This window comes from Chelativorans sp. AA-79 (genome assembly GCF_029457495.1).
Lineage (GTDB): Bacteria > Pseudomonadota > Alphaproteobacteria > Rhizobiales > Rhizobiaceae > Chelativorans.
Genome location: NZ_CP120361.1, coordinates 103124 through 122272, shown reverse-complemented (window position 1 = coordinate 122272; position 19149 = coordinate 103124). Strand labels below are relative to the sequence as shown.

Below are 19149 nucleotides of genomic sequence, written 5' to 3'. Positions count from 1 at the left end.
ACCAGGAGCGAAAGATGCGGCAATTCTCGATCATACGGCTGGCTGGTGCCGGCCTCCTGTCTGCCCTTGCGTGGGCGGTCCCGGCCAAGGCCGAGCCGCTCGCTAAGGAGCTTTTCGGGGCCAAGACCCTGCCGGCGGCCACCCGGCCGGCCTCCTACGGCTTCTATTCCAAGGGCTGCTTCGCCGGCGGGGTGGCGATCGCGCCCGATGGCGAGCATTGGCAGGCCATGCGGCTTTCGCGCAATCGGCGCTGGGGCCATCCGGACCTCATCCGCCTGCTCGAACGCTTCTCGCACGACGCGGCGGCGGTCGGCTGGCCGGGGCTCCTCATCGGCGACATTTCCCAGCCTCGTGGCGGGCCGATGCTAACGGGCCATGCGTCGCACCAGATCGGGCTCGATGCCGATATCTGGTTCACCCCCATGCCCAACCGCCGCATGACCGTTCTGGAGCGTGAGAAAATCAGCGCCGTCTCCATGATCAAGGAGAACTCGCTCTATGTGGACGAAAGCCGCTGGACACCGGCCCATGCGGCGCTGCTCAAGCAGGCTGCGAGCTACTCGGAGGTGGAACGGATCCTGGTCCATCCCGGCATCAAGAAGAAGCTGTGCGATACCGTGACGGGCGACCGGAGTTGGCTCAGCAAGATCCGTCCCTTCTGGGGCCACAACTACCACTTCCATATCCGCATCGGCTGTCCGAAGGGCTCGCCCGGCTGCAAGAGCCAGAACCCGCCCCCCAGAAGCGACGGCTGCGACAAGTCGCTGGCCTGGTGGTTCACCGACGAACCCTGGAAACCAGCGAAGGGACCACAAAAGCCGAAGGCGCGGGACGTCATGACCATGGCGGCGCTGCCCGCCGCCTGCAAGGGCGTGCTTGCCGCGCCCTCGCCGCCTTCGGAAGCATCGGCCACATTGGTCGACTCGGGCCAGGTGCCCTTCTATGCGTCGGCTGCATCTGCGGCGGTGCAGGCGGCGGATCCGGCCTCGCTCCTGCTTTCGCTGCAGCCGACGGAGATACCGCGTCCCTCTCCGAGGCCCTATCGCTAAATCTCTCCGGAAGAGCGTAAGCGGCTTTTCATGGCCGCCTCGCTCGCCTATAGAGCTTCAACCGATTTAGAAGCCCGGCAAGCCGTGGAAGACCGTTTTGGCAGTCAGACGTGTTGCGCTGATCGCGCATGACCAGAAAAAGGACGACATGGTGGCGTTTGCGCGCGACCACCGGGCTTGGCTCGCGGGCTGCGACCTGGTCGCCACGGGCACGACCGGCGGGCGCGTCGCGGAAGCCTGTCCCGATCTGACCATAAGACGGTTGAAAAGCGGGCCGCTCGGCGGCGACCAGCAGATCGGGGCTCTGATCGCGGAGCGGGCGATCGACCTCGTCATCTTTTTCGTCGACCCGCTCACGCCCATGCCGCATGATGTGGATGTGAAGGCGCTAATGCGGCTCGCCATCGTCTACGATATACCGATGGCCTTGAACCGTGCCACGGCCAAGAACATTCTAGGATTGGAAGAAGCGGGCAAGCCCGCGGCGTGAGAGCTGGGCAAGGAGGCTTCGAGGCGAGATGGCGTATTCGACCGATCATGACGTGATGCTCGACTTCCCGATCCTGATCGGCGACATCGGCGGCACGAATGCGCGCTTCGCCATCGTGGTGGACACCTATGCCGAGCCGCGGGAATTCCCCGTCGTCCAGACGGCCGACTATCCGACCATCGAAGACGCGATCCAGGCTGCGATCCTCGATCAGACGCATCTCATCCCCCGTTCGGCCGTGCTGGCGGTCGCCGGTCCCGTGGACGGGGACGAGATCGACCTCACCAACGCGCACTGGGTGGTCCGTCCGCGCGAGATGATGGCCAGTCTGGGCTTCAGCGACGTGGTCGTGCTCAACGACTTCGAGGCCCAGGCGCTGGCCGTGGTCGCGCTCGGCGAGGAGCATTTGGAGAAGATCGGCGGCGGCAATGCGGAGACGGTGGGAAGCCGCGTCGTCCTGGGGCCCGGCACCGGCCTCGGTGTCGCCGGCCTGGTCCACGCCCGCCGGACTTGGATTCCCATCCCCGGCGAGGGCGGCCATATCGATCTCGGGCCGCGTACGGCGCGCGACGACGAGATTTTCCCGCATCTGGAGAAGATCGGCGGTCGTGTCTCCGGCGAGCAGGTGCTCTGCGGCCGCGGGATCGTGAACCTCTACCACGCCATCGCCAAGGCGGACGGCAAGAAAGCCGGCTTCACGACACCGGCGGAGATCACGACCGCGGCACTGGCCGGCAGCGATGCTGTGGCAGCCGAGACGCTCGACCTCTTCGTCACCTATCTCGGCCGCATCGCGGGCGATCTGGGCCTGATCTTCATGAGCCGCGGCGGCGTGTTCCTCACCGGAGGCATCGCCCAGAAGATCGTGCCGGCTTTGCAGAACGGGCTCTTTCGCACTGCTTTCGAGGACAAGGCGCCCCACAACGCGCTGATGGCTTCCATGCCGGTCTTCGTCATCACGCACCCGATGGCCGCCCTCCAGGGCCTTGCGGCCTATGCGCGCACGCCGGCGCGATTCGGCGTTGAAACGGTGGGACGGCGTTGGCGGGAGCGCTGAGCGTCTGATACCGCCTGTTGCCTGCCTGCAATTGCATGTGCGCCGTCGATCGGGCATAGGCTGGCCGCAGCCATGGGCGAGCGCCGCGGAGCGTGCGGGACAGCAGACGAAGGACAGTCACAGTTGGGCAGTTTGCGAACGACAGTCGCCTCGATCTTCGGCAGGTTCCCGAGCAAGATAGAGCCGGATGCGATCATTGCCGTCATCCGGCGGGTGCTGGCGGAGAACGGTCGGGATTTCATCCCGCAATACCGACTGGCCATCCTCTGCATGCTGATCCTTGCGCCCACGGCTTATTTCAACGTATGGGCGCTGAAATACATAACCGACGACGTCTTCGTCGAGCGCGACTGGAACGCCGCCTGGATGATCGCCGGGGCGATCGTCGTCGTCTTCGCCATCCGCGGCGTCGCAAGCTACGGCCAGGCGGTGCTGCTGGCCCAGGTCGGCAACAACATCGTGGCCCGCTACCAGCGCCGTATGTTCGATCACCTCATGCGGCTTGATGTCGGCTTTTTCACCGGGACGCGCTCCGGCCAGCTTGCTTCCCGGATCGCGCAGAACGTCACGGGCATTCGCGATCTCCTGAACCTGACCCTGGCCGCCTTGGCCCGCGACGTGGTCCAACTCGTCACGCTGGTGGTGGCGATGGTGACGATGGATCCGGTGCTGTCGCTCTTCGTGCTGATCATCGTCCCGCCGCTCCTCTACGCCATCGGCTACGTGACCCGGCGGGTGCGCAGCGTGAGCCGCGAGGCGGTGGAGATCAATTCCCGTCTTCTCGGCGCCATGCAGGAATCCGTCCAGGGAATCTCCATCATCAAGGCCTTCACGATGGAAAGCGTGTTGGCCGATAAGATGGCCAGGCTGATCAAGAATGCGGAGGCGCGTTCAAACAAGATCGCGCGCCTTTCCGAGCGGCTGGGGCCGATCACCGAGCTCCTGACCGGCTTCGCCATTGCCGCCGTCGTCGTCTATGCGGGCTGGCGCATCGCGAGGAACGGCGAGCCGCCGGGCGCGGTGGTGGCGTTTCTCGGCGCGCTGTTCCTGTCATACGAGCCGGCACGAAAGCTCGTGCGGGCGCCGGTCAACATCGAGCGGGCGCTGGTGAATGCGCGCATGATCTACGAGATCCTCGACCTCGAGCCCGCGCAGCCGGATGCACCGGGCGCCGAGCCCCTGAAGCTCAGCACGGGAAACGTGCGCTTCGAAAAGGTACGCTTCTCCTATTCGGAGCACATGCCGGTGCTGCATGGCGTCAGCTTCGATGCGGCGGCGGGCAGGACCACGGCGATCGTGGGGCCGTCAGGCGCAGGCAAGTCCACGCTCTTCGCACTGCTGCAGCGCTTCTACGACCTCGACGGCGGCGCGATCCTGGTCGACGGACAGGACATTTCCCGGGTCACGAAGCGGTCCCTGCGGTCGAGCATCGCCTATGTCTCGCAGCATCCTTATCTTTTCGAGGGCACGATCCGCGACAACGTCCGCTACGGCCGGCCGGATGCCGCCGATGCGGAGGTGGAGGAGGCCGCGAGACTCGCAAATGCGGAGGAATTCATCCTGCAGCAGGAGAACGGCTACGAGACGCTGGTTGGAGAAAATGGCGCAACGCTTTCCGGCGGGCAGCGCCAGCGCCTTTCCATTGCGCGCGCGATCGTGCGCAATGCGCCCATCCTGCTCCTGGACGAGGCCACGTCGGCGCTCGACAACGAATCGGAGGCCAAGGTGCAGCAGGCCCTGGAGCGGGTGATGGCCAAGCGCACGACGCTGGTGATCGCGCACCGTCTTTCCACTGTCGTCAACGCCGACCATATCGTCGTATTGGAGGAGGGCCGCCTGGTGGAGCAGGGGACGCATCGCATGCTGGTTAAGAAGCCGCATGGCATCTATGCCCGCTTCTATCGCATGCAGACCGAAGGGGCGGAGAATCTGCTGGAAGGTGCCACGGTCGATGTGAAGGGCACCCCGATGAGTGAAGCCGAGGAGGGCCGTTGATGGACGATATGGGTCTCGTTGTGGTCGGAGCGGGCGGCCGGATGGGCCAGACGCTCATCCGCACCATCCATGCCATGGAAGGCGCGCGGGTGGTGGGCGCGGTCGAACGCGCCGGCTCGCCGCATCTCGGCCGCGATGCCGGCGAGCTCGCCGGCATCGGCATCATCAATGTCGAGATCAACGACGATCCGCTGCCGGTCTTCGCCAGGGCCGACGGCGTGCTCGACTTCACCACGCCCCGGGCGACGGTCGAGTTTGCGGGGTATGCCGCACAGGCCCGCATCGTTCATGTGATCGGCACGACCGGGCTTTCCGGCGAGGACGAGGCGGCGATCGCCGCCGCGGCCCGCCATGCGACCATCGTCAAGTCGGGCAATATGAGCCTTGGCGTCAACCTGCTCGCGGTCCTGGTGAAGCAGGCGGCTAGGGCGCTCGATGCGGCCGATTTCGACATCGAGATCCTGGAGATGCATCACCGCCACAAGGTGGACGCGCCGTCCGGCACCGCCCTGCTCCTGGGCGAAGCGGCCGCCGAAGGGCGCAGCGTCGACCTGGCGGAGGAAAGCGTGCGCGTCCGTGACGGCCATACCGGCCCGCGCGAAGCAGGCACGATCGGCTTCGCCACGCTGCGCGGCGGCTCGGTCGTGGGCGACCATTCCGTCATCCTGGCGGGCGCCGGGGAACGCATCACGCTCTCGCATCAAGCAGAAGACCGCACCATCTTCGCGCGCGGCGCGGTGAAGGCTGCACTCTGGGCCCGCGGCAGGAAGCCTGGACTTCATTCCATGCTCGACGTGCTGGGCCTTTCCGAAACGTCCGTCCAAGCCTCATAGGGGAGAAACATGTCCGGAACCCTCATCCTCGTCCGCCACGGCCAGAGCGAATGGAACCTGAAGAACCTGTTCACGGGCTGGCGGGACCCCGGCCTCTCGGAACGCGGGCATGAGGAGGCGAAGACCGCCGGCCGCAGGATCAGGGAGAAGGGGCTGAAGCCGGACATCGCCTTCACGTCCGTCCTCTCGCGCGCCCAGGTGACGAACACGCACATTCTCGAGGTGCTCGGCCTGCCCGATCTCGAAACCATCCGCGACCAGGCGCTCAACGAGCGCGACTACGGCGACCTCTCCGGCTTGAACAAGGACGACGCGCGCAAGAAGTGGGGCGAGGAGCAGGTGCATATCTGGCGCCGCTCCTACGACGTGCCGCCACCTGGCGGCGAGAGCCTGCGCGACACCGGCGCACGCGTCTGGCCCTATTACCTGCGCGAGGTCCTGCCGCAGGTGCTTCGCGGGAAGACGGTGCTGGTGAGCGCTCACGGCAATTCGCTGCGCGCGCTGGTGATGGTGTTGGATCGCCTTTCCGGCGAGGAGATCGTCAAGATGGAGATCGCAACGGGCGTTCCCATCGTCTACCGGCTCAACGCCGATTCGACCGCGGCCTCGAAGGAAATCCTGGAAGGCTGAGCCGCCTGCCCGTCAAAGCAGCACCGGCGGGTCCAGGCGCCCCTGCACGTCGAGGTCGACGAGGAAGGTCTTGCCCGCCTCCGGATCGGCCTCGCGTGCTTCCCCGTCCATGCCCTCATAGGCGGAGGTGGCGGCGAGCCGGCCGGCGTCACGGCCGATGAAGACCGGGCAGGAGATCTGCCGCGCCGGCATAGGAATCGAGCGGATGAGCTCGCCGCGCGGGCTCCACGCATCGATTCTTGCGCCACCCCAACGCGCATTCCAGATGGTCCCCTGCGTATCGACCACCGAGCCGTCGATGCCGCCCGGCATTTCCTTGCCTTCCACGGTGAGCACCGGGTCGTCCACGGGCAACCCGGTCTCCGGATCGCAGGCAATGCGATAGAGCCGATTCTCGCGCGTGTCGGCGAAATAGCCGATCGCTCCGTCGGGCGAGAAGCAGATCGAGTTGGGGACGGTGATGTGAGAGAAGAGCCGGCGCAGCTCGCCCTTGAAGAACCAATAGATAGCGCCGGCCTGCTCCTCCGCCGTCTTGCTCATGGTGCCGAACCAGAGCGCCCCGGCCGGGTGAGGCCGGGCATCGTTCGACCGCATGTCGGGTCGGTTCGCATCCACCTCCATCAGCATGTCCAGCCGGCCCGAGGCGCGGTCGCGCAGCTGCAGGCCGGTTTCCGTGACCAGAAGCTGGCGTTCCGCATCGATATCGGCGATCGCGCTCGCCATGACCGGAAGTGTGTGCACGATCGTCTCCGTGCCCGACAGCGGCTTCTCCAGCAGCTTGCGCTCAAGAATGTCGAACCAGAAGAGCGTATCCGTGCGCGCATCGTAGCTCGGCCCCTCGCCCAGGCGGCAAGCGACGTCCGACAGGACCGAAACCGCGACCTTGCTCATAGATATCCTCCATCGACGATGATTGTCTGCGCGGTGATCGCGCGCGAAGCGCCGGACGCCAGGAAAAGGCACGGCCCGACCATGTCCGCGGGCTCCAGTTCTCTCTTCAGGCATTGGCGCGCCACGAAGTCCTTGAGCCCTTCCTCCGTGACCCAGAGATCCTTCTGCCGCTCCGTCATCACCCAGCCGGGAGCAAGCGCGTTGACGCGGATGCCGAAGGGACCGAGGGCGCCGGCGAGCCCTTTCGTGAGCCCGACGATGCCGCCTTTGGCGGCCGTATAGGCCGGCATTTCGCCGTTGTTGATCATGTAGGAGATGGAGGTGAAATTGATGATGGAGCCGCCGCCCGCCGCCTTCATGCCGGGCACGACGGCCTGCGCGGCGAAGAATTGGGGACGCAGGTTGACCGCCTGGTTGTTGTCCCAGTAGTCGGGTGTCACCTCCTCGATTTCGTGCCGGTCGTCGCGCGCCGCGTTGTTGACCAGCACCGTGACGGGGCCGTTCGCCTCCTGGGCTTCAGCGGCGGCCTTGCGCAGTGCCGAGATGTCTCGCAAGTCGGCGTGCAGGAAAAGCGGCGTGCGGTGAAGCGCGTCATGCAGCCGCCCGCAGAGGGCACGGCTTTCGTTCTCTGCGATATCGATGAAGGCGACCCGTGCGCCCTGCCGCAGAAAGCCTTCGGTAAGGGCGGCACCGATGCTCATACCGCCACCCGTGATCAGCACGGACGCATTTTCGAGATCCGGAAATTGTCCTGTGTGCATCATCTGAACGCCTCCATGGACTGGCGCGTTAGCCTATATAGCCCGCCAAGTGAACAAGGGGTAGCCATGTCGGTTTCGTCGCGCATCCCCCCTCGAGCGTTCGGCAAGCTCAGAAGTGGGACGGTGAAAGCGAGCTTCATTGCCGCTACGCCCGGCTCCGCCGTCTGGCGTTTTCAAGGAGATTCACCGAGTGGGATGTGGAAAACGGGAGCGCGCGGTCTTAGCAGCGATTCTCGCGGAGGCGGAATTGCAGAAGACGGCCATCACTGGCCGTCTTCTCTCGGTGACCGATCCTCGGAGGGACGGTTCCGCGGGTTAGCGGCCACCAAGCTGAATTCGAAACTCGGCGCTTGCGCCGGATATCTCACCGCGCACCCCGTGAAGAACTGTCGAGGCAAGCCGCATGGCGCCCCGCCGAGGCAGAAATGCCTCAAAAGTGGAGATCCGAGAAAACCCGTAGCCGGCAACGCCTATTCGCGGCGGATCCGAGCCCGCGATTTGCATTCAACATAAGAACAGGTCCTCAGCGAAGCCAAGCAACAGCTCTGGACCTCACGGAACTCTTCTCGAACCCTGAGTTGTATTCAAAGAGGCCCGTTATTTCCCCCGAAAGGACAAATTGACCTCTATCGGCAGCATCCGATAGATACGACCATGGGAGAATTCTGTCATTACCTCAGAATCCGCGGAATTATCATCGAGTACATTCTTGCAAGGGCGAAGAGTTGACGCCGCCGCACAGCTTCACCTGCGAACCGTTGATTTGGAACAGGCAGCGCACTCGGGCGTTTTATGTCTTCGACCCGGAATGCCTCGAAAAGGCCAGAGGGCGGGAGCACTGTTGGAAGAGGGCCGGAGTGGCAGGCCAATGGGCGAGAGTCCGCCGAGAGTTCACAGGACGGATATGGACGAACGCAACGGTGCTGGGGCGGCTATGGAGCGGCGCCGCTGGCCGCGGGGACCGGAGACGGGAACCGAGGCTTTCAGGAAGGGGGCACCCGTTCTGAAACCGCTGAAGTTCTCCACCCGCAGTTTGCCGGCACGGGATCAGTTCGGCGCATGGCAGGACTATATGAAGCCGCTTGCGGACCTCAGGCTGCCGGACGATGTGTCGACAGGTCACGGGTTTCCCGCCGATCATGTCGCCTGGAATCTGGGGAAGGTGCTGATCGTACAACAGCGCGCGCCGGCTCACAGCTATGAGCGGTCGGCGATCAAGCTGCGGGCGAGCCCGATCGATCATTGGAGCCTGGGCCTGCTGCGCAGCGGCCAGAGCTGGACCGAGGTCGACCGCCGGGTCGCCCACAACGTGCCCGGCAAGGCGGAATTGCGAACGCTCGGGTACCCGTTCCGCGGACGAATCACCGAGGCGGAATCCTTGATCTTCTACATGCCGCGCGATCTCTTCGGCGATGCCTCGGCGATTCTCGACGATGCAAACAACTCGATCAGATCGGGAAACCTTGCTAGGCTGCTGATCGACTATGTGAGCAGCGTGGAAGCATCCCTGTGCAGTCTGGTGGCGGAGGATCTTCCGGGAATCGCGCAGACGCTGCGCAACATGATGACCGTAAGTGTTCCCTCAGGAGCCCACAAGCCCACGGCAGACCATCAGGCGGCCGGCCTGATGGAACGGGCGCGGCGCCATGTCCACCAGCACCTCGCCTCCCCCGAACTTACACCCGACAGCCTCTGCCAGGAACTCGGCATATCGCGCACGCGTCTCTACCAGCTGTTCGAGTCCAGCGGCGGGGTGCTGCACTATATCAGGAAAAAACGCCTTCTGGCCGCTCATGCCGCGCTCAGCGATCCGGCCAACGGCCAGCGCATTCTCGAGATCGCGGAAGCCGTCGGCTTCGACACGCCGGCGAATTTCAGCCGCGCATTCAAGGCCGAGTTCGGCTACAGCCCCCGTGACGCGCGGGACCCGATGTCCCTCGGCCGCGGCGCCTTTGGAAACGCACACCTCCCGGAGAGCACGGAAACCTTCGGAAGCTGGCTCGAAACATTAGCGAACTGAGAAACGCCCGCCGGCCCGAAGGCCCTGTGTTCGGCAAGGGATTCGGCGCGCGCCGGATGTAACCATCCGGGGGTGGACATTCGGGAACGCTCCTCCATTATAACCGGACGTGATCGCCGGAGCGATGCGGAGCGGTGGAGAGCGCTATGGAATTTGATCCGGTCCTGCTGGCGCGTATCCAGTTTGCGTTCACGATTTCGTTCCACATCATCTTTCCTGCCTTCACCATAGGACTTTCGGCTTTCATCGCCGTACTGCTGATGGCCTGGCGGTGGACCAGGAACGACAAGTATCAGCGGCTGGCACGGTTCTGGACCAAGATCTTCGCCGTCTCCTTCGCCATGGGTGTGGTCTCCGGCATCGTGCTCAGCTATCAGTTCGGCACGAACTGGAGCCGCTTCTCCGAATACGCCGGCAACGTCATCGGCCCGTTGATCGGCTACGAGGTACTGACGGCTTTCTATTTGGAGGCAACCTTCCTCGGCATCCTCCTGTTCGGGTGGAACCGCTTCCCGCCCTGGCTCATCACCGTGGCGGCATGCCTGGTAGCGACCGGAACGGCGATCAGCGCATTCTGGATTCTCGCCGCCAACAGCTGGATGCAGACTCCCGCAGGGCACGAAATCCGCGACGGCGTCGCCTATCCGCTCGACTGGCTGCAGATCATCTTCAATCCGAGCTTCCCCTACCGTTTCGCGCATATGCTCAACGCGGCCTACCTCACCACGGCCGTCGTGGTTCTGGCGGTGGGAGCGCGCTACCTGCTCGGCGGGCGCCATATCGAAGAAAGCCGTACGATGATGCGGATGGCCGTGGGCATGATCGCCGTCTCCGCCACGCTGCAGCTCGTCATCGGCGACATGCACGGCCTCAACACGCTGGAACACCAGCCGGTGAAGGTTGCGGCCATGGAAGGGCACTGGAGCGGCCGCGACCCTGGCGCACTCGTCCTGTTCGGCCTTCCCGACGAGGAAGCGCGGACGAATCATCTGGAAGTGGCGATCCCGAACCTCGGCTCGCTCATCCTCACCCATGACTGGGAGGGCACCTATCTCGGGATCACGGATTTTCCCGAGGACCAGTGGCCACCGATCGCCAATGTCTTCTTCACCTTTCGGATCATGGTCGGCATCGGCCTGCTGCTGATCGTCACCGGATTCTGGGGCCTCTATTTGTGGTGGCGGGGTCGCCTCTTCGACAACAGGCTCTTCCTGCGCGCGACCTCCCACATGTGGCCGCTCGGCTTCGTCGCGATCCTCGCCGGCTGGTTCGTCACGGAGCAGGGGCGGCAGCCCTGGCTCGTCTACGGGCACCTGCGGACTGCAGACGGCATCTCGCCCGTGCCGGGGGCGAGCGTGGCGGGCACGCTCGCCCTGTTCGTCTTCATCTACGGCATCGTGTTTGCCACCGGCATCTATTACATCAACCGGCTGATCAACTCCGGCCCCAAGGGCGAAGCCACCGAGGCCGCCGCGGGCGTGCCCAACCGGCCGCTCTCCGCCGCCGAGGAAGCCACTCGCGAAGCCACCGGCCGGCCGGCGAACGAAGGTCCCGGCAAGCCGCTCACCGCACCGAAGGGATGACTGCAATGGAATGGTATCTTCCTGTCATCTGGGCCGGCCTCATCGGCACCGCGGTGGCGATGTATGTCGTCCTCGACGGCTTCGATCTCGGCATCGGCATTCTCTTCCCCTTCACGCCCGAGGAGGAGGAACGCGACCAGATGATGAATTCGGTCGCACCCTTCTGGGACGGCAACGAGACATGGCTCGTTCTGGGCGGGGGCGGCCTGTGGGTGGCCTTCCCGATGGCCTATGCGGTGATCATGCCGGCTTTCTACCTGCCGGTCCTCGGCATGCTGCTCGCGCTGGTCTTCCGCGGCGTCTCCTTCGAGTTCCGCTGGGTGGCCAAGCCCAGCCACAGGATGTGGGACATCGCTTTCGCGGGCGGCTCGATCGTCGCGGCCTTCCTGCAGGGCGTGATCCTGGGCGGGCTGCTGCAGGGTATCACCGTTGCGGACGGCCAGTATGCCGGTGGCGCGTTCGACTGGCTCACTCCCTTCTCGCTCTTTGTGGGGCTCGCCGTGGTGGCGGGTTACGGGCTGCTCGGCGCCACCTGGCTCATCATGCGTACCTCGGGCCCGGTGCAGGCGCTTGCCCGCCGTTTCGCAACGCCGCTCCTGCTTGCCGTGCTGGGCGCGATGGCGGTCGTCAGCCTGTGGACACCGCTTGCCGTCGACCGCATCGCGGAGCGCTGGTTCAGCCTGCCCAACCTCTATTTGCTATGGCCCGTGCCGTTGGCCGCAGCCCTTGTCGGGTTCGGCATCTGGCGCTGGCTGAAACAGGGCCGCGAAGGACTGCCCTTTGCCGGCGCCATCCTCCTGTTCCTGCTTGGCTATGCGGGCCTTGTGATCTCGAACGTGCCCTATCTGGTGCCGCCGCATCTGACCTTCTGGGACACGGCGGCCGCGCCCGCCTCGCAGATCTTCCTGCTGATCGGCACGATTTTCCTGCTGCCGCTCGTGCTCGGATACACGGCCTTCGTCTACTGGATGTTCCGCGCCAAGGTCGAGCCTGGAGAAGGATATCACTGAGCGGCGGCGGGCGCCTTGCTCAGTCGCCGATGAGCAGCGAGGCGCCGACCACACCTAAGAGCACCAGGCCGAAGCCGAAAACGGTTACCAGCAGGTGGCTATGGGCCAAGCCGACCGGCGCCCAGCGCCCGTAGAGCGCGGGGTAATAGATCGCCGCACCCAGGGCCGACCAGCCGCCCGTGGCGAGCGAATAAAGCCGCTCGACGGGCCTCGCCTTGCGCCGGAAACCGCGCAGTGCGGCCAAGGCCATCATCAATGCCGCGCAGACGGCAGCCAGAGCAGGAACCATGTTCGCCTCGGTTCTTCGTGGAAGCGGAAGTCATTTAACGGGTAATCCGGGCCATTGGAAGGAGCTAATAGGTGGCGCGCCCACCGGACAAATCGAACACGGCGGCCGTGGTGAAGCTGTTTTCCCGGCTCACCAGCCACGCGACCATGTTTGCCGCCTCCTCCACCTCGAGGAACCGTCCGCGCGGGATCCGGCTCAGCATGTAGTCGATGAATTCCGGCTTGAGCTCGTCCAGGATGCGCGTCTTCGCCGTGGCCGGGGTGATGCAGTTTACCGCGATATCGTAGCCCGCCAGCTCCTTTCCAAGCGCCTTGGTCATGGCGATCACGCCACCCTTCGCCGCCGCATAGGCCGAGGCATTGGGATTTCCTTCCTTGCCGGCGATCGAGGCAATATTGACGATACGGCCGTAGTTTCGCGCCTTCATGCCGGGAACCACGGCACGATTGACGTGGAAGGTGCCGTTGAGGTCGATGTCGATGACGCGCCGCCACTCCCCGAGGTCATATTCGTCGAGCGGCCCGTTCTTTCCGGCGATGCCGGCGGAATGAACCATGATGTCGATCGTCCCCAGCGCCCTCTCCGTCCCCGCCGCCGCCCTGGCGACGGCGTCGTAATCGGTGATGTCGACCGCGACCGCCGTTACGGCATCGCCGAGGGAGGCCGCCGCCGAGGCGACCAGCTCCTCGTTCACATCCCACAGGCTGACCCTGGCGCCCGAGGCAACGAGGCGCTCGGCCACCGCATAGCCGATGCCCTGTGCGCCGCCTGTGACGACCGCCGCCTGCCCGGCAAGATCGATCTGGTTCATCCACTCCTCCTCCCTGATCACATCCGGTTGCCGCACAGATTGCCACCCTGCACCGGCCTGTCGTCAAGGCGGGTTGTGGCGCGGGCGCTCCGATGCGAACGGAATCCTTTCAATCCGACCATGAAAGGCTCTACTGTCCGCGCGCTCAGGACGGAGGCAGAAAATCGAGATGAAGACGCGACGTTTCGATCGGATCGGCAATGGCGGTATTTCCTTCAGCGAGCTCGGTTTCGGCACTGCGCCGCTCGGCAATCTCTACAAGGCCATCTCCGACGAAGAGGCACACGCGGTGCTGGAGGCGGCTTGGGAGACCGGCTCGCGTTATTTCGATACCGCGCCGCTCTACGGCCTCGGCCTTGCCGAAACGCGCCTCAATCGCTTCCTGCGCGGCAGGAAGCGCGAGGAGTACGTGCTTTCGACCAAAGTGGGCCGGCTGTTGAAAGCATGTTCGCCGGAGAAGCGCACCGGCATCGGCAAGTTTTTCGAAACCCCGTCACGGCGCGAGGTCTACGACTACACCTATGACGGCGTGATGCGCTCCTTCGAGTTTTCGCTGGAGCGGCTGGGAGTCGAGCGCGTCGATATCCTCTACGCGCACGACCTGGACATCTTCACGCACGGCTCGCGGGAGGCCTTGGAGCCGAAGCTCGAGGAATTCATCGAGTCGGGGTATCACGCGCTGCTCTCGCTGCGCGATCAGGGCGTCATCAAGGCTTTTGGCGCGGGCGTGAACGAGTGGCAGTCGTGCCAGTGGCTCGCCGAGCGGGGTGATTTCGACCTCTTCCTGCTCGCCGGACGCTACACGCTCCTCGAGCAGGAGGCGCTCGACACCTTCCTGCCGCTTTGCGAGCAGCGCGGCATCGGCATCATTCTCGGCGGGCCGTACAATTCCGGCATATTGGCGACCGGAGCGGTGCCAGGCGCCTATTACAACTATTCCGAGGCGCCGCAGGAGATCCTCGACCGGGTGGCCCGCATCGAGAAGGTTTGTACGCGGCACGGCGTGCGGCTCATCGAAGCCGCGTTGCGCTTCCCCCTTCTCAGCCCCGTCGTCTGTTCGATCATCCCCGGCGGCCAGAGCGTCGCGCAGGTGAGGGGTAATCGCGAGGTTCTCGACAGGGAGATCCCGGCGCGCCTCTGGGCCGACCTCAAGGCAGAAGGCCTGATGCACCGGGACGCGCCGACGGGCTTGTAGGCGGGGACCGTTCGAAGATGCGATAAGGCGCCGGTCCGCCTGGAACCGATTCCCTCGCGTGCGCATTACCTGATGTAATCGTTTTTTACTGCTCTCGCTGGGAGGAGGTGTGGTGATGGATCTCTCTTCGACCGCCCGGCTGCATACCGGCAATCATATGCCTGTCCTCGGGCTGGGCACATGGCAGCTCACCCGGAACACGGCGGAGACCATCGCCGCGGCCCTGGCTCTCGGATACCGGATGATCGACACCTCCGGCGATTATGGAACGCAACCGGGCATCGGAGACGGGTTCCGGCGGACGGGATTGGACCGCCGGGACATCTACCTGGTCACCAAGGTGGAAGAAACCGGGGACGCCTACCAGGCGACCAAGGCCAATCTGCAAGAACTCGGCTTCGACTATGCGGACCTCATGCTCATCCACCGGCCGCCCAGCACGGGCGCCGGCGAGGAGCTGTGGCGTGCGCTGATCCGCGCGCGGGACGAAGGGCTCGTGCGCGACATCGGCGTCAGCAACTACTCCATCGAGCTCATCGAGCAGTTGGTCGACGTCACCGGGGAGATACCCGCGGTCAACCAGATCGAGTGGAGCCCTTTCGGCCACGATATGGATCTGAAGCACCACGCGGATTTCGAGGGAATACTGATCCAGGCCTACAGCCCCCTCACGCGGGCCACGCGGCTTGATGACGAAGTGCTGCGCGATATGGGCGCGCGATACGGCAAGAGCGCGGCGCAGGTGCTCATCCGCTGGAACCTGCAACGCGGGACCGTGCCCATCCCCAAGGCCAACAGCCGCGACCATCTGGAAGAAAACGCTGACGTCTTCGACTTCACGCTCGATGAGAACGACCTTGCCGCGCTCGACGACCTGAACGAGCATTTCTCCTCCCTGGGAAGGCTGTGTAAAGGCGCGGAGGAGCGATAGACACCGCTGCCATCCGCAGCTATGCGTGGGCCCGAGGGGTGTGAGGATCGCCATGCGGCTCACCACGATCGGGTTCGACGCCGACGACACGCTGTGGCAGAACGAGCAGTTCTTCCGGGTGACGGAAGAGCGCTTCGCCGACCTGCTGACAGACTACGCCGAATCGAAGCATCTGAAACAGCGCCTGCTTGAGGCGGAGATGCGCAATCTCAAGCTCTACGGCTTCGGTATCAAGGGTTTCACCCTTTCCATGATCGAGACCGCACTGGATGTGACGGCGGGCAAGGTACCCACATCGACCATCGCCACGATCATGGAGATCGGCCGCGAACTCCTGCAGCACCCCATCGAGCCGCTTGCGCACGCCGCCGAAACGCTGGAAACCCTGTCGGGGCGGTACCGGCTGGTGCTTGTCACCAAGGGCGATCTGTTCGACCAGGAGCGGAAGCTCGCCCAATCCGGCCTGGGCGATTTCTTCGATGGCGTGGAGATCGTCAGCGATAAGACCGTCGAGACCTATGTGCGTGTCTTCAATCGCCATGGCGACGGGCCGGACAAGAGCATGATGGTCGGCAATTCGCTGAAATCCGACGTGATCCCTGCGATCCGCGCCGGCGGCTGGGGCGTTTTCGTGCCGCACGCGCTGACCTGGGCCTTCGAGCGCGAGGAACCACCGGTCAACGAGCCGCGTTTCCGCGAAGTGCCGGATCTGGGTGCGCTTGCGACAGTGCTGGCGGAAATCGAATCCACTTGAAGCCAGGCGAATTTTACAACGGCATGAGAAGAAATGTGAGTGCGTTCACTCGTTAACTTTATGTAATTGTTTTATAGCGCCAAGTGATTCAAACAGCTCTTTTAACGGGCTGGCCAATCTGATCGTGCCGCAGAGGGGAACGGCTCGGATGAGTTTCAGGTACTTTACGCTGAAGCTGCTTGCAGGCTCGGCCTGCGTTCTTCTTGCCGGTTGCGGAGGCGGGGGAAGCGACGGTAGCGGAAGCGACAGCGAAGAATCTCAGATGACCTCCACGCCGGAGGAGCCTGTCGAAGCTCCGACCGGCCACCCGGTGATGGATGAGACTGCGGCCTCTTCTTATGCCGCCGGCTCCGAGTTCCGCCGCATCGACCCCGGCGAAAATTGCGGCACGGGCTGCACCGGCGCCAACAATTACGAGCTCCAGAACATCCATTACGCCCATACGGCGACGCTGAGCAACGGCCAGAAGGTGCGTGGTGCGGGCACGCTGATTGCAGTGGTGGACGACGGTTTTCTGACCTCGCATCAGGAATTGGCCGGGAAGAGCATCGATAGCACCTATCTCAGCACCAATACTCCGCTTGATCACGGCACCGCAGTCACCTCCATTGTCGCGGGCAAGGCCGATGGCATCGGCATGATGGGAGTGGCTCCGGAGGCGAATCTGCACCTTACCTCCTGGGAGAATGTGGCTCCCGCAAGCCTGGTTAGTCACCTTACGAATGCCACCAATGACGCGGCAGCCAAAGGCGCCGTCGCGCAGAACAATTCCTGGGGCTGGGACACGGAAGTTGCCGCCAGCCAGGAGAGGACGAACTACGAAAACTCCGGCGCGAGCAGCTATGCCGTATACAGCGCAATGCAAAGGGGCGGCACGCCGGCGCAATGGCAGGCACTCTTCCACGCCTATGACAATTTCCAGACCTCGGGCGTCATCGTCGTCGCCAATTCCAACGAATCCAGCCTCGGAGATGCCTCCGCTTGGACCGCCCTGCCCCTGTTCGTGCCGGAGCTTTCGGAGGCCTGGATCGCCGTCACCAACGCGTCCTTTACGCTGAATACCAGTGACGGCTCGATCCGCAGCGCCACCCTGCTCTCTGCGCCTTGCGGCTCCGCGGCCCGGTTCTGCGTTACGAGCGACGGAACACTTGCCCATCTTCCTACCGCCAGTGGCGACGATTCCTACTATCAGGACAACGTCATCGGCACCGGCACCTCCTTCGCCGCGCCGCAGGTCTCCGGCCAGATCGCGCTCCTCGCGCAAGCCTTCCCGAACCTTTCGCCGGCCGAATGGACCACGCGGCTGCTGGCCACCGCGCGGACGGATTGGGCAGGCTTTCAAAGCACGATCGTGGGCCAGCAGACCTTCGCGCCCGGCGTGACGCACGCCTATTCCAGCGACTACGGCCACGGCGTGCCGGACATGAAGAGGGCCCTCGAGCCGGTCGGCGGGCTTTCGGTCGCGAGCGGCAGCAACGTCTTCACCGCCGAGCGCACCAGCCTGGACGGCGGCGTGACCACCTCGGGTTCCGTGGTGGGCAACAGCGTGGCCAAGGCGCTGGCCGGGCGCAGCGTCATGGTGGTCGACGCGCTCGGGACGGATTTCTACGTCGACGGGGACGAACTCAACGGAAGCGGCGGCTCGAGGGCACCCAGCGCCGACGCCGCCCATCTCTCGCGCAATGTCGACCGAATCGCCGCGAGTTTCGCCTTTGTCGAGGCGGAAAGTGCCGCAGGCGCCGGCCTGCACGACGCGGCGGTGCCGAAACTCTTCTTCTCGCAGACGCTCGCCAATCTCGAAGGCGATACCGCCTTCTCGCAGCTCTTTCCGACGGAGGATGGCGGTTATCTGCAATTTTCCGGTCAGATGCAGGACGTGTCCAATGGTGGCACGACGGCCTTTTCCGTTTCGCGCCTGATCGCACGCGAAGGTTTTTCGAGCGAACTTTCCTTCTCCTTCGGCCAGAGCGGCGGCAGCTTCTTCGGCACGGAGGCGCGCGGCCCCTTCATGGCCGCCGAGAACACGGGCAACTTGGCGGCGGGCGTCAGCATCAGCAAGGCGCTTTCCGCGTTCTGGTCGGTGGGCGCCTATGCCGAGTTCGGCAGCACCTTCGTGGACGACGATCCTTCCGCGCTGGTGGATTATGGCTCGTTCGCCTATGCCAGCGGGGGGCTCACCGCGCGGCGCCGCGACGTTTTCACCGGGCGCGACATGCTCGACTTCTATGCGGGCGTGCGGCCGGCGGCATTCGCCGGCGAGGCAAAGCTGCGCCTGCCGGTCGGGCGCGACGCCGACGGCACGATCCGCTACGACGACCTCTCCGTCGATCTTGCGGATTCAGACCTGCCGCTCCGGCTGGGCTTCGTTTACAAGAACCGCACCGAGCAGGATTTCGACCTGCTCTTCGGCTTCAACACGGATTTCCTCGCCGGCAGCGATCCTGAGCCGGTCTATTCGGTCTCGCTGGGACTGAAGAAGGAGTTTTGAGGACGGGGCGGCACCTCTCATTCGAGGGGCCGCGGGTTGGGACCGTTTGTCATGGATTCGGGGGCAAGCCTGAGAGTCCATGCCTGAACATCTCCGCGACGCCTGCCATTCAATACAAGACTGTTGCCTCAGGCCGCTGCCTCTTTCGGCCGCTTCACCTTCGCAGCCGCTTGCAGCACCAGCGGGTTCAGGCCATCACCGCCGCGCTCGACGATTTCGAAGAAGTGCCGCCGCATGCGCGGTTCCCAAAACTTGTTGATGTGGTCGGCAACGCCGTCCACGGCCTCGGCATGGCCCATGGTCTCAAAAAAGGCCGCGATCTGGTTCGCCATATAGACGAGCCTCTCATTGCCGGTCTTGTA

General features: G+C 64.4%; 18 protein-coding genes. 13 read left to right on the top strand and 5 right to left on the bottom strand.

Going from position 1 to position 19149, the window contains the following annotated elements; all coding sequences use genetic code 11:
* The first annotated feature begins 14 nt into the window (after positions 1 to 14).
* The 6 genes from mepA to PVE73_RS00535 all read left to right on the top strand — a co-directional run bounded on the left by mepA (position 15) and on the right by PVE73_RS00535 (position 6054).
* Positions 15 to 1049, top strand: coding sequence for a penicillin-insensitive murein endopeptidase (gene mepA / locus PVE73_RS00560; RefSeq protein ID WP_277365076.1), 1035 nt, complete (start codon positions 15 to 17; stop codon positions 1047 to 1049).
* Between the two features lie 148 nt (positions 1050 to 1197).
* Positions 1198 to 1539 carry a methylglyoxal synthase gene (locus PVE73_RS00555; RefSeq protein WP_277367296.1) on the top strand — a complete coding sequence of 114 codons (342 nt, stop codon included), beginning with the start codon at positions 1198 to 1200 and terminating at the stop codon, positions 1537 to 1539.
* Positions 1540 to 1567: 28 nt separating this feature from the next.
* On the top strand, positions 1568 to 2596 hold the full coding sequence (locus tag PVE73_RS00550) for a glucokinase (protein WP_277365075.1): 1029 nt from the start codon (positions 1568 to 1570) through the stop codon (positions 2594 to 2596).
* A gap of 132 nt (positions 2597 to 2728) precedes the next feature.
* Complete coding sequence (locus PVE73_RS00545; protein ID WP_277367295.1) at positions 2729 to 4591, top strand: ABC transporter ATP-binding protein; 1863 nt, start codon at positions 2729 to 2731, stop codon at positions 4589 to 4591.
* Positions 4591 to 5424 carry a 4-hydroxy-tetrahydrodipicolinate reductase gene (gene dapB, locus PVE73_RS00540; protein ID WP_277365074.1) on the top strand — a complete coding sequence of 278 codons (834 nt, stop codon included), beginning with the start codon at positions 4591 to 4593 and terminating at the stop codon, positions 5422 to 5424. Before PVE73_RS00545 ends, dapB begins: the two co-directional genes overlap by 1 nt.
* 9 nt (positions 5425 to 5433) lie before the next feature.
* Positions 5434 to 6054, top strand: coding sequence for a 2,3-bisphosphoglycerate-dependent phosphoglycerate mutase (locus PVE73_RS00535; protein WP_277365073.1), 621 nt, complete (start codon positions 5434 to 5436; stop codon positions 6052 to 6054).
* 12 nt (positions 6055 to 6066) lie between these two features.
* Here PVE73_RS00535 and PVE73_RS00530 read toward each other — a convergent pair whose 3' ends face one another.
* Both PVE73_RS00530 and PVE73_RS00525 read right to left on the bottom strand, forming a co-directional pair.
* Positions 6067 to 6945 (bottom strand): SMP-30/gluconolactonase/LRE family protein, encoded by an 879-nt coding sequence (locus PVE73_RS00530; RefSeq protein ID WP_277365072.1) that lies wholly within the window; start codon positions 6943 to 6945, stop codon positions 6067 to 6069.
* Positions 6942 to 7709, bottom strand: coding sequence for an SDR family oxidoreductase (locus PVE73_RS00525; RefSeq protein WP_277365071.1), 768 nt, complete (start codon positions 7707 to 7709; stop codon positions 6942 to 6944). The genes PVE73_RS00530 and PVE73_RS00525 overlap by 4 nt, the downstream gene beginning before the upstream one ends.
* Positions 7710 to 8610: 901 nt before the next feature.
* On the opposite strand from PVE73_RS00525, the gene PVE73_RS00520 reads away from it, so the two are divergent.
* The 3 genes from PVE73_RS00520 to cydB all read left to right on the top strand — a co-directional run bounded on the left by PVE73_RS00520 (position 8611) and on the right by cydB (position 12319).
* Positions 8611 to 9726 (top strand): helix-turn-helix domain-containing protein, encoded by a 1116-nt coding sequence (locus PVE73_RS00520; RefSeq protein ID WP_277365070.1) that lies wholly within the window; start codon positions 8611 to 8613, stop codon positions 9724 to 9726.
* 146 nt (positions 9727 to 9872) lie between these two features.
* Entirely contained in the window at positions 9873 to 11309 is a 1437-nt protein-coding gene (locus PVE73_RS00515; protein ID WP_277365069.1) for a cytochrome ubiquinol oxidase subunit I, read from the top strand.
* Positions 11310 to 11314: 5 nt separating this feature from the next.
* On the top strand, positions 11315 to 12319 hold the full coding sequence (gene cydB / locus PVE73_RS00510; protein ID WP_277365068.1) for a cytochrome d ubiquinol oxidase subunit II: 1005 nt from the start codon (positions 11315 to 11317) through the stop codon (positions 12317 to 12319).
* Positions 12320 to 12338: 19 nt separating this feature from the next.
* On the opposite strand, the gene PVE73_RS00505 is transcribed toward cydB, so the two are convergent.
* Both PVE73_RS00505 and PVE73_RS00500 read right to left on the bottom strand, forming a co-directional pair.
* On the bottom strand, positions 12339 to 12608 hold the full coding sequence (locus PVE73_RS00505) for a hypothetical protein (protein ID WP_277365067.1): 270 nt from the start codon (positions 12606 to 12608) through the stop codon (positions 12339 to 12341).
* Positions 12609 to 12672: 64 nt separating this feature from the next.
* Positions 12673 to 13419, bottom strand: coding sequence for an SDR family NAD(P)-dependent oxidoreductase (locus tag PVE73_RS00500; RefSeq protein WP_277365066.1), 747 nt, complete (start codon positions 13417 to 13419; stop codon positions 12673 to 12675).
* A 169-nt stretch (positions 13420 to 13588) separates the two neighbouring features.
* Here PVE73_RS00500 and PVE73_RS00495 point away from each other — a divergent pair, with 169 nt between their 5' ends.
* The 4 genes from PVE73_RS00495 (at position 13589) to PVE73_RS00480 (ending at position 18787) form a co-directional block, all read left to right on the top strand.
* The gene (locus tag PVE73_RS00495; protein ID WP_277365065.1) at positions 13589 to 14614 is read left to right on the top strand and encodes an aldo/keto reductase; all 1026 of its coding nucleotides are present in this window, start codon (positions 13589 to 13591) and stop codon (positions 14612 to 14614) included.
* Positions 14615 to 14729: 115 nt separating this feature from the next.
* Positions 14730 to 15545, top strand: coding sequence for an aldo/keto reductase (locus tag PVE73_RS00490; RefSeq protein ID WP_277365064.1), 816 nt, complete (start codon positions 14730 to 14732; stop codon positions 15543 to 15545).
* Between the two features lie 52 nt (positions 15546 to 15597).
* A complete protein-coding gene (locus PVE73_RS00485) occupies positions 15598 to 16299 on the top strand; it encodes an HAD family hydrolase (RefSeq protein ID WP_277365063.1) in 702 nt (233 codons plus the stop codon).
* Positions 16300 to 16561: 262 nt separating this feature from the next.
* Positions 16562 to 18787 (top strand): S8 family peptidase, encoded by a 2226-nt coding sequence (locus PVE73_RS00480; protein WP_277365062.1) that lies wholly within the window; start codon positions 16562 to 16564, stop codon positions 18785 to 18787.
* A gap of 128 nt (positions 18788 to 18915) precedes the next feature.
* On the opposite strand, the gene PVE73_RS00475 is transcribed toward PVE73_RS00480, so the two are convergent.
* Entirely contained in the window at positions 18916 to 19119 is a 204-nt protein-coding gene (locus PVE73_RS00475; RefSeq protein WP_277365061.1) for a formate dehydrogenase subunit delta, read from the bottom strand.
* Positions 19120 to 19149 lie beyond the last annotated feature (30 nt).

Coding starts and splice junctions, on each gene's coding strand:
- mepA (WP_277365076.1), top strand. CDS start 15: ATGCGGCAATTCTCGATCATACGGCTGGCTGGTGCCGGCCTCCTGTCT.
- PVE73_RS00555 (WP_277367296.1), top strand. CDS start 1,198: ATGGTGGCGTTTGCGCGCGACCACCGGGCTTGGCTCGCGGGCTGCGAC.
- PVE73_RS00550 (WP_277365075.1), top strand. CDS start 1,568: ATGGCGTATTCGACCGATCATGACGTGATGCTCGACTTCCCGATCCTG.
- dapB (WP_277365074.1), top strand. CDS start 4,591: ATGGACGATATGGGTCTCGTTGTGGTCGGAGCGGGCGGCCGGATGGGC.
- PVE73_RS00535 (WP_277365073.1), top strand. CDS start 5,434: ATGTCCGGAACCCTCATCCTCGTCCGCCACGGCCAGAGCGAATGGAAC.
- PVE73_RS00530 (WP_277365072.1), bottom strand. CDS start 6,945: ATGAGCAAGGTCGCGGTTTCGGTCCTGTCGGACGTCGCTTGCCGCCTG.
- PVE73_RS00525 (WP_277365071.1), bottom strand. CDS start 7,709: ATGATGCACACAGGACAATTTCCGGATCTCGAAAATGCGTCCGTGCTG.
- PVE73_RS00520 (WP_277365070.1), top strand. CDS start 8,611: ATGGACGAACGCAACGGTGCTGGGGCGGCTATGGAGCGGCGCCGCTGG.
- PVE73_RS00515 (WP_277365069.1), top strand. CDS start 9,873: ATGGAATTTGATCCGGTCCTGCTGGCGCGTATCCAGTTTGCGTTCACG.
- cydB (WP_277365068.1), top strand. CDS start 11,315: ATGGAATGGTATCTTCCTGTCATCTGGGCCGGCCTCATCGGCACCGCG.
- PVE73_RS00505 (WP_277365067.1), bottom strand. CDS start 12,608: ATGGTTCCTGCTCTGGCTGCCGTCTGCGCGGCATTGATGATGGCCTTG.
- PVE73_RS00500 (WP_277365066.1), bottom strand. CDS start 13,419: ATGAACCAGATCGATCTTGCCGGGCAGGCGGCGGTCGTCACAGGCGGC.
- PVE73_RS00495 (WP_277365065.1), top strand. CDS start 13,589: ATGAAGACGCGACGTTTCGATCGGATCGGCAATGGCGGTATTTCCTTC.
- PVE73_RS00490 (WP_277365064.1), top strand. CDS start 14,730: ATGGATCTCTCTTCGACCGCCCGGCTGCATACCGGCAATCATATGCCT.
- PVE73_RS00485 (WP_277365063.1), top strand. CDS start 15,598: ATGCGGCTCACCACGATCGGGTTCGACGCCGACGACACGCTGTGGCAG.
- PVE73_RS00480 (WP_277365062.1), top strand. CDS start 16,562: ATGACCTCCACGCCGGAGGAGCCTGTCGAAGCTCCGACCGGCCACCCG.
- PVE73_RS00475 (WP_277365061.1), bottom strand. CDS start 19,119: ATGGCGAACCAGATCGCGGCCTTTTTTGAGACCATGGGCCATGCCGAG.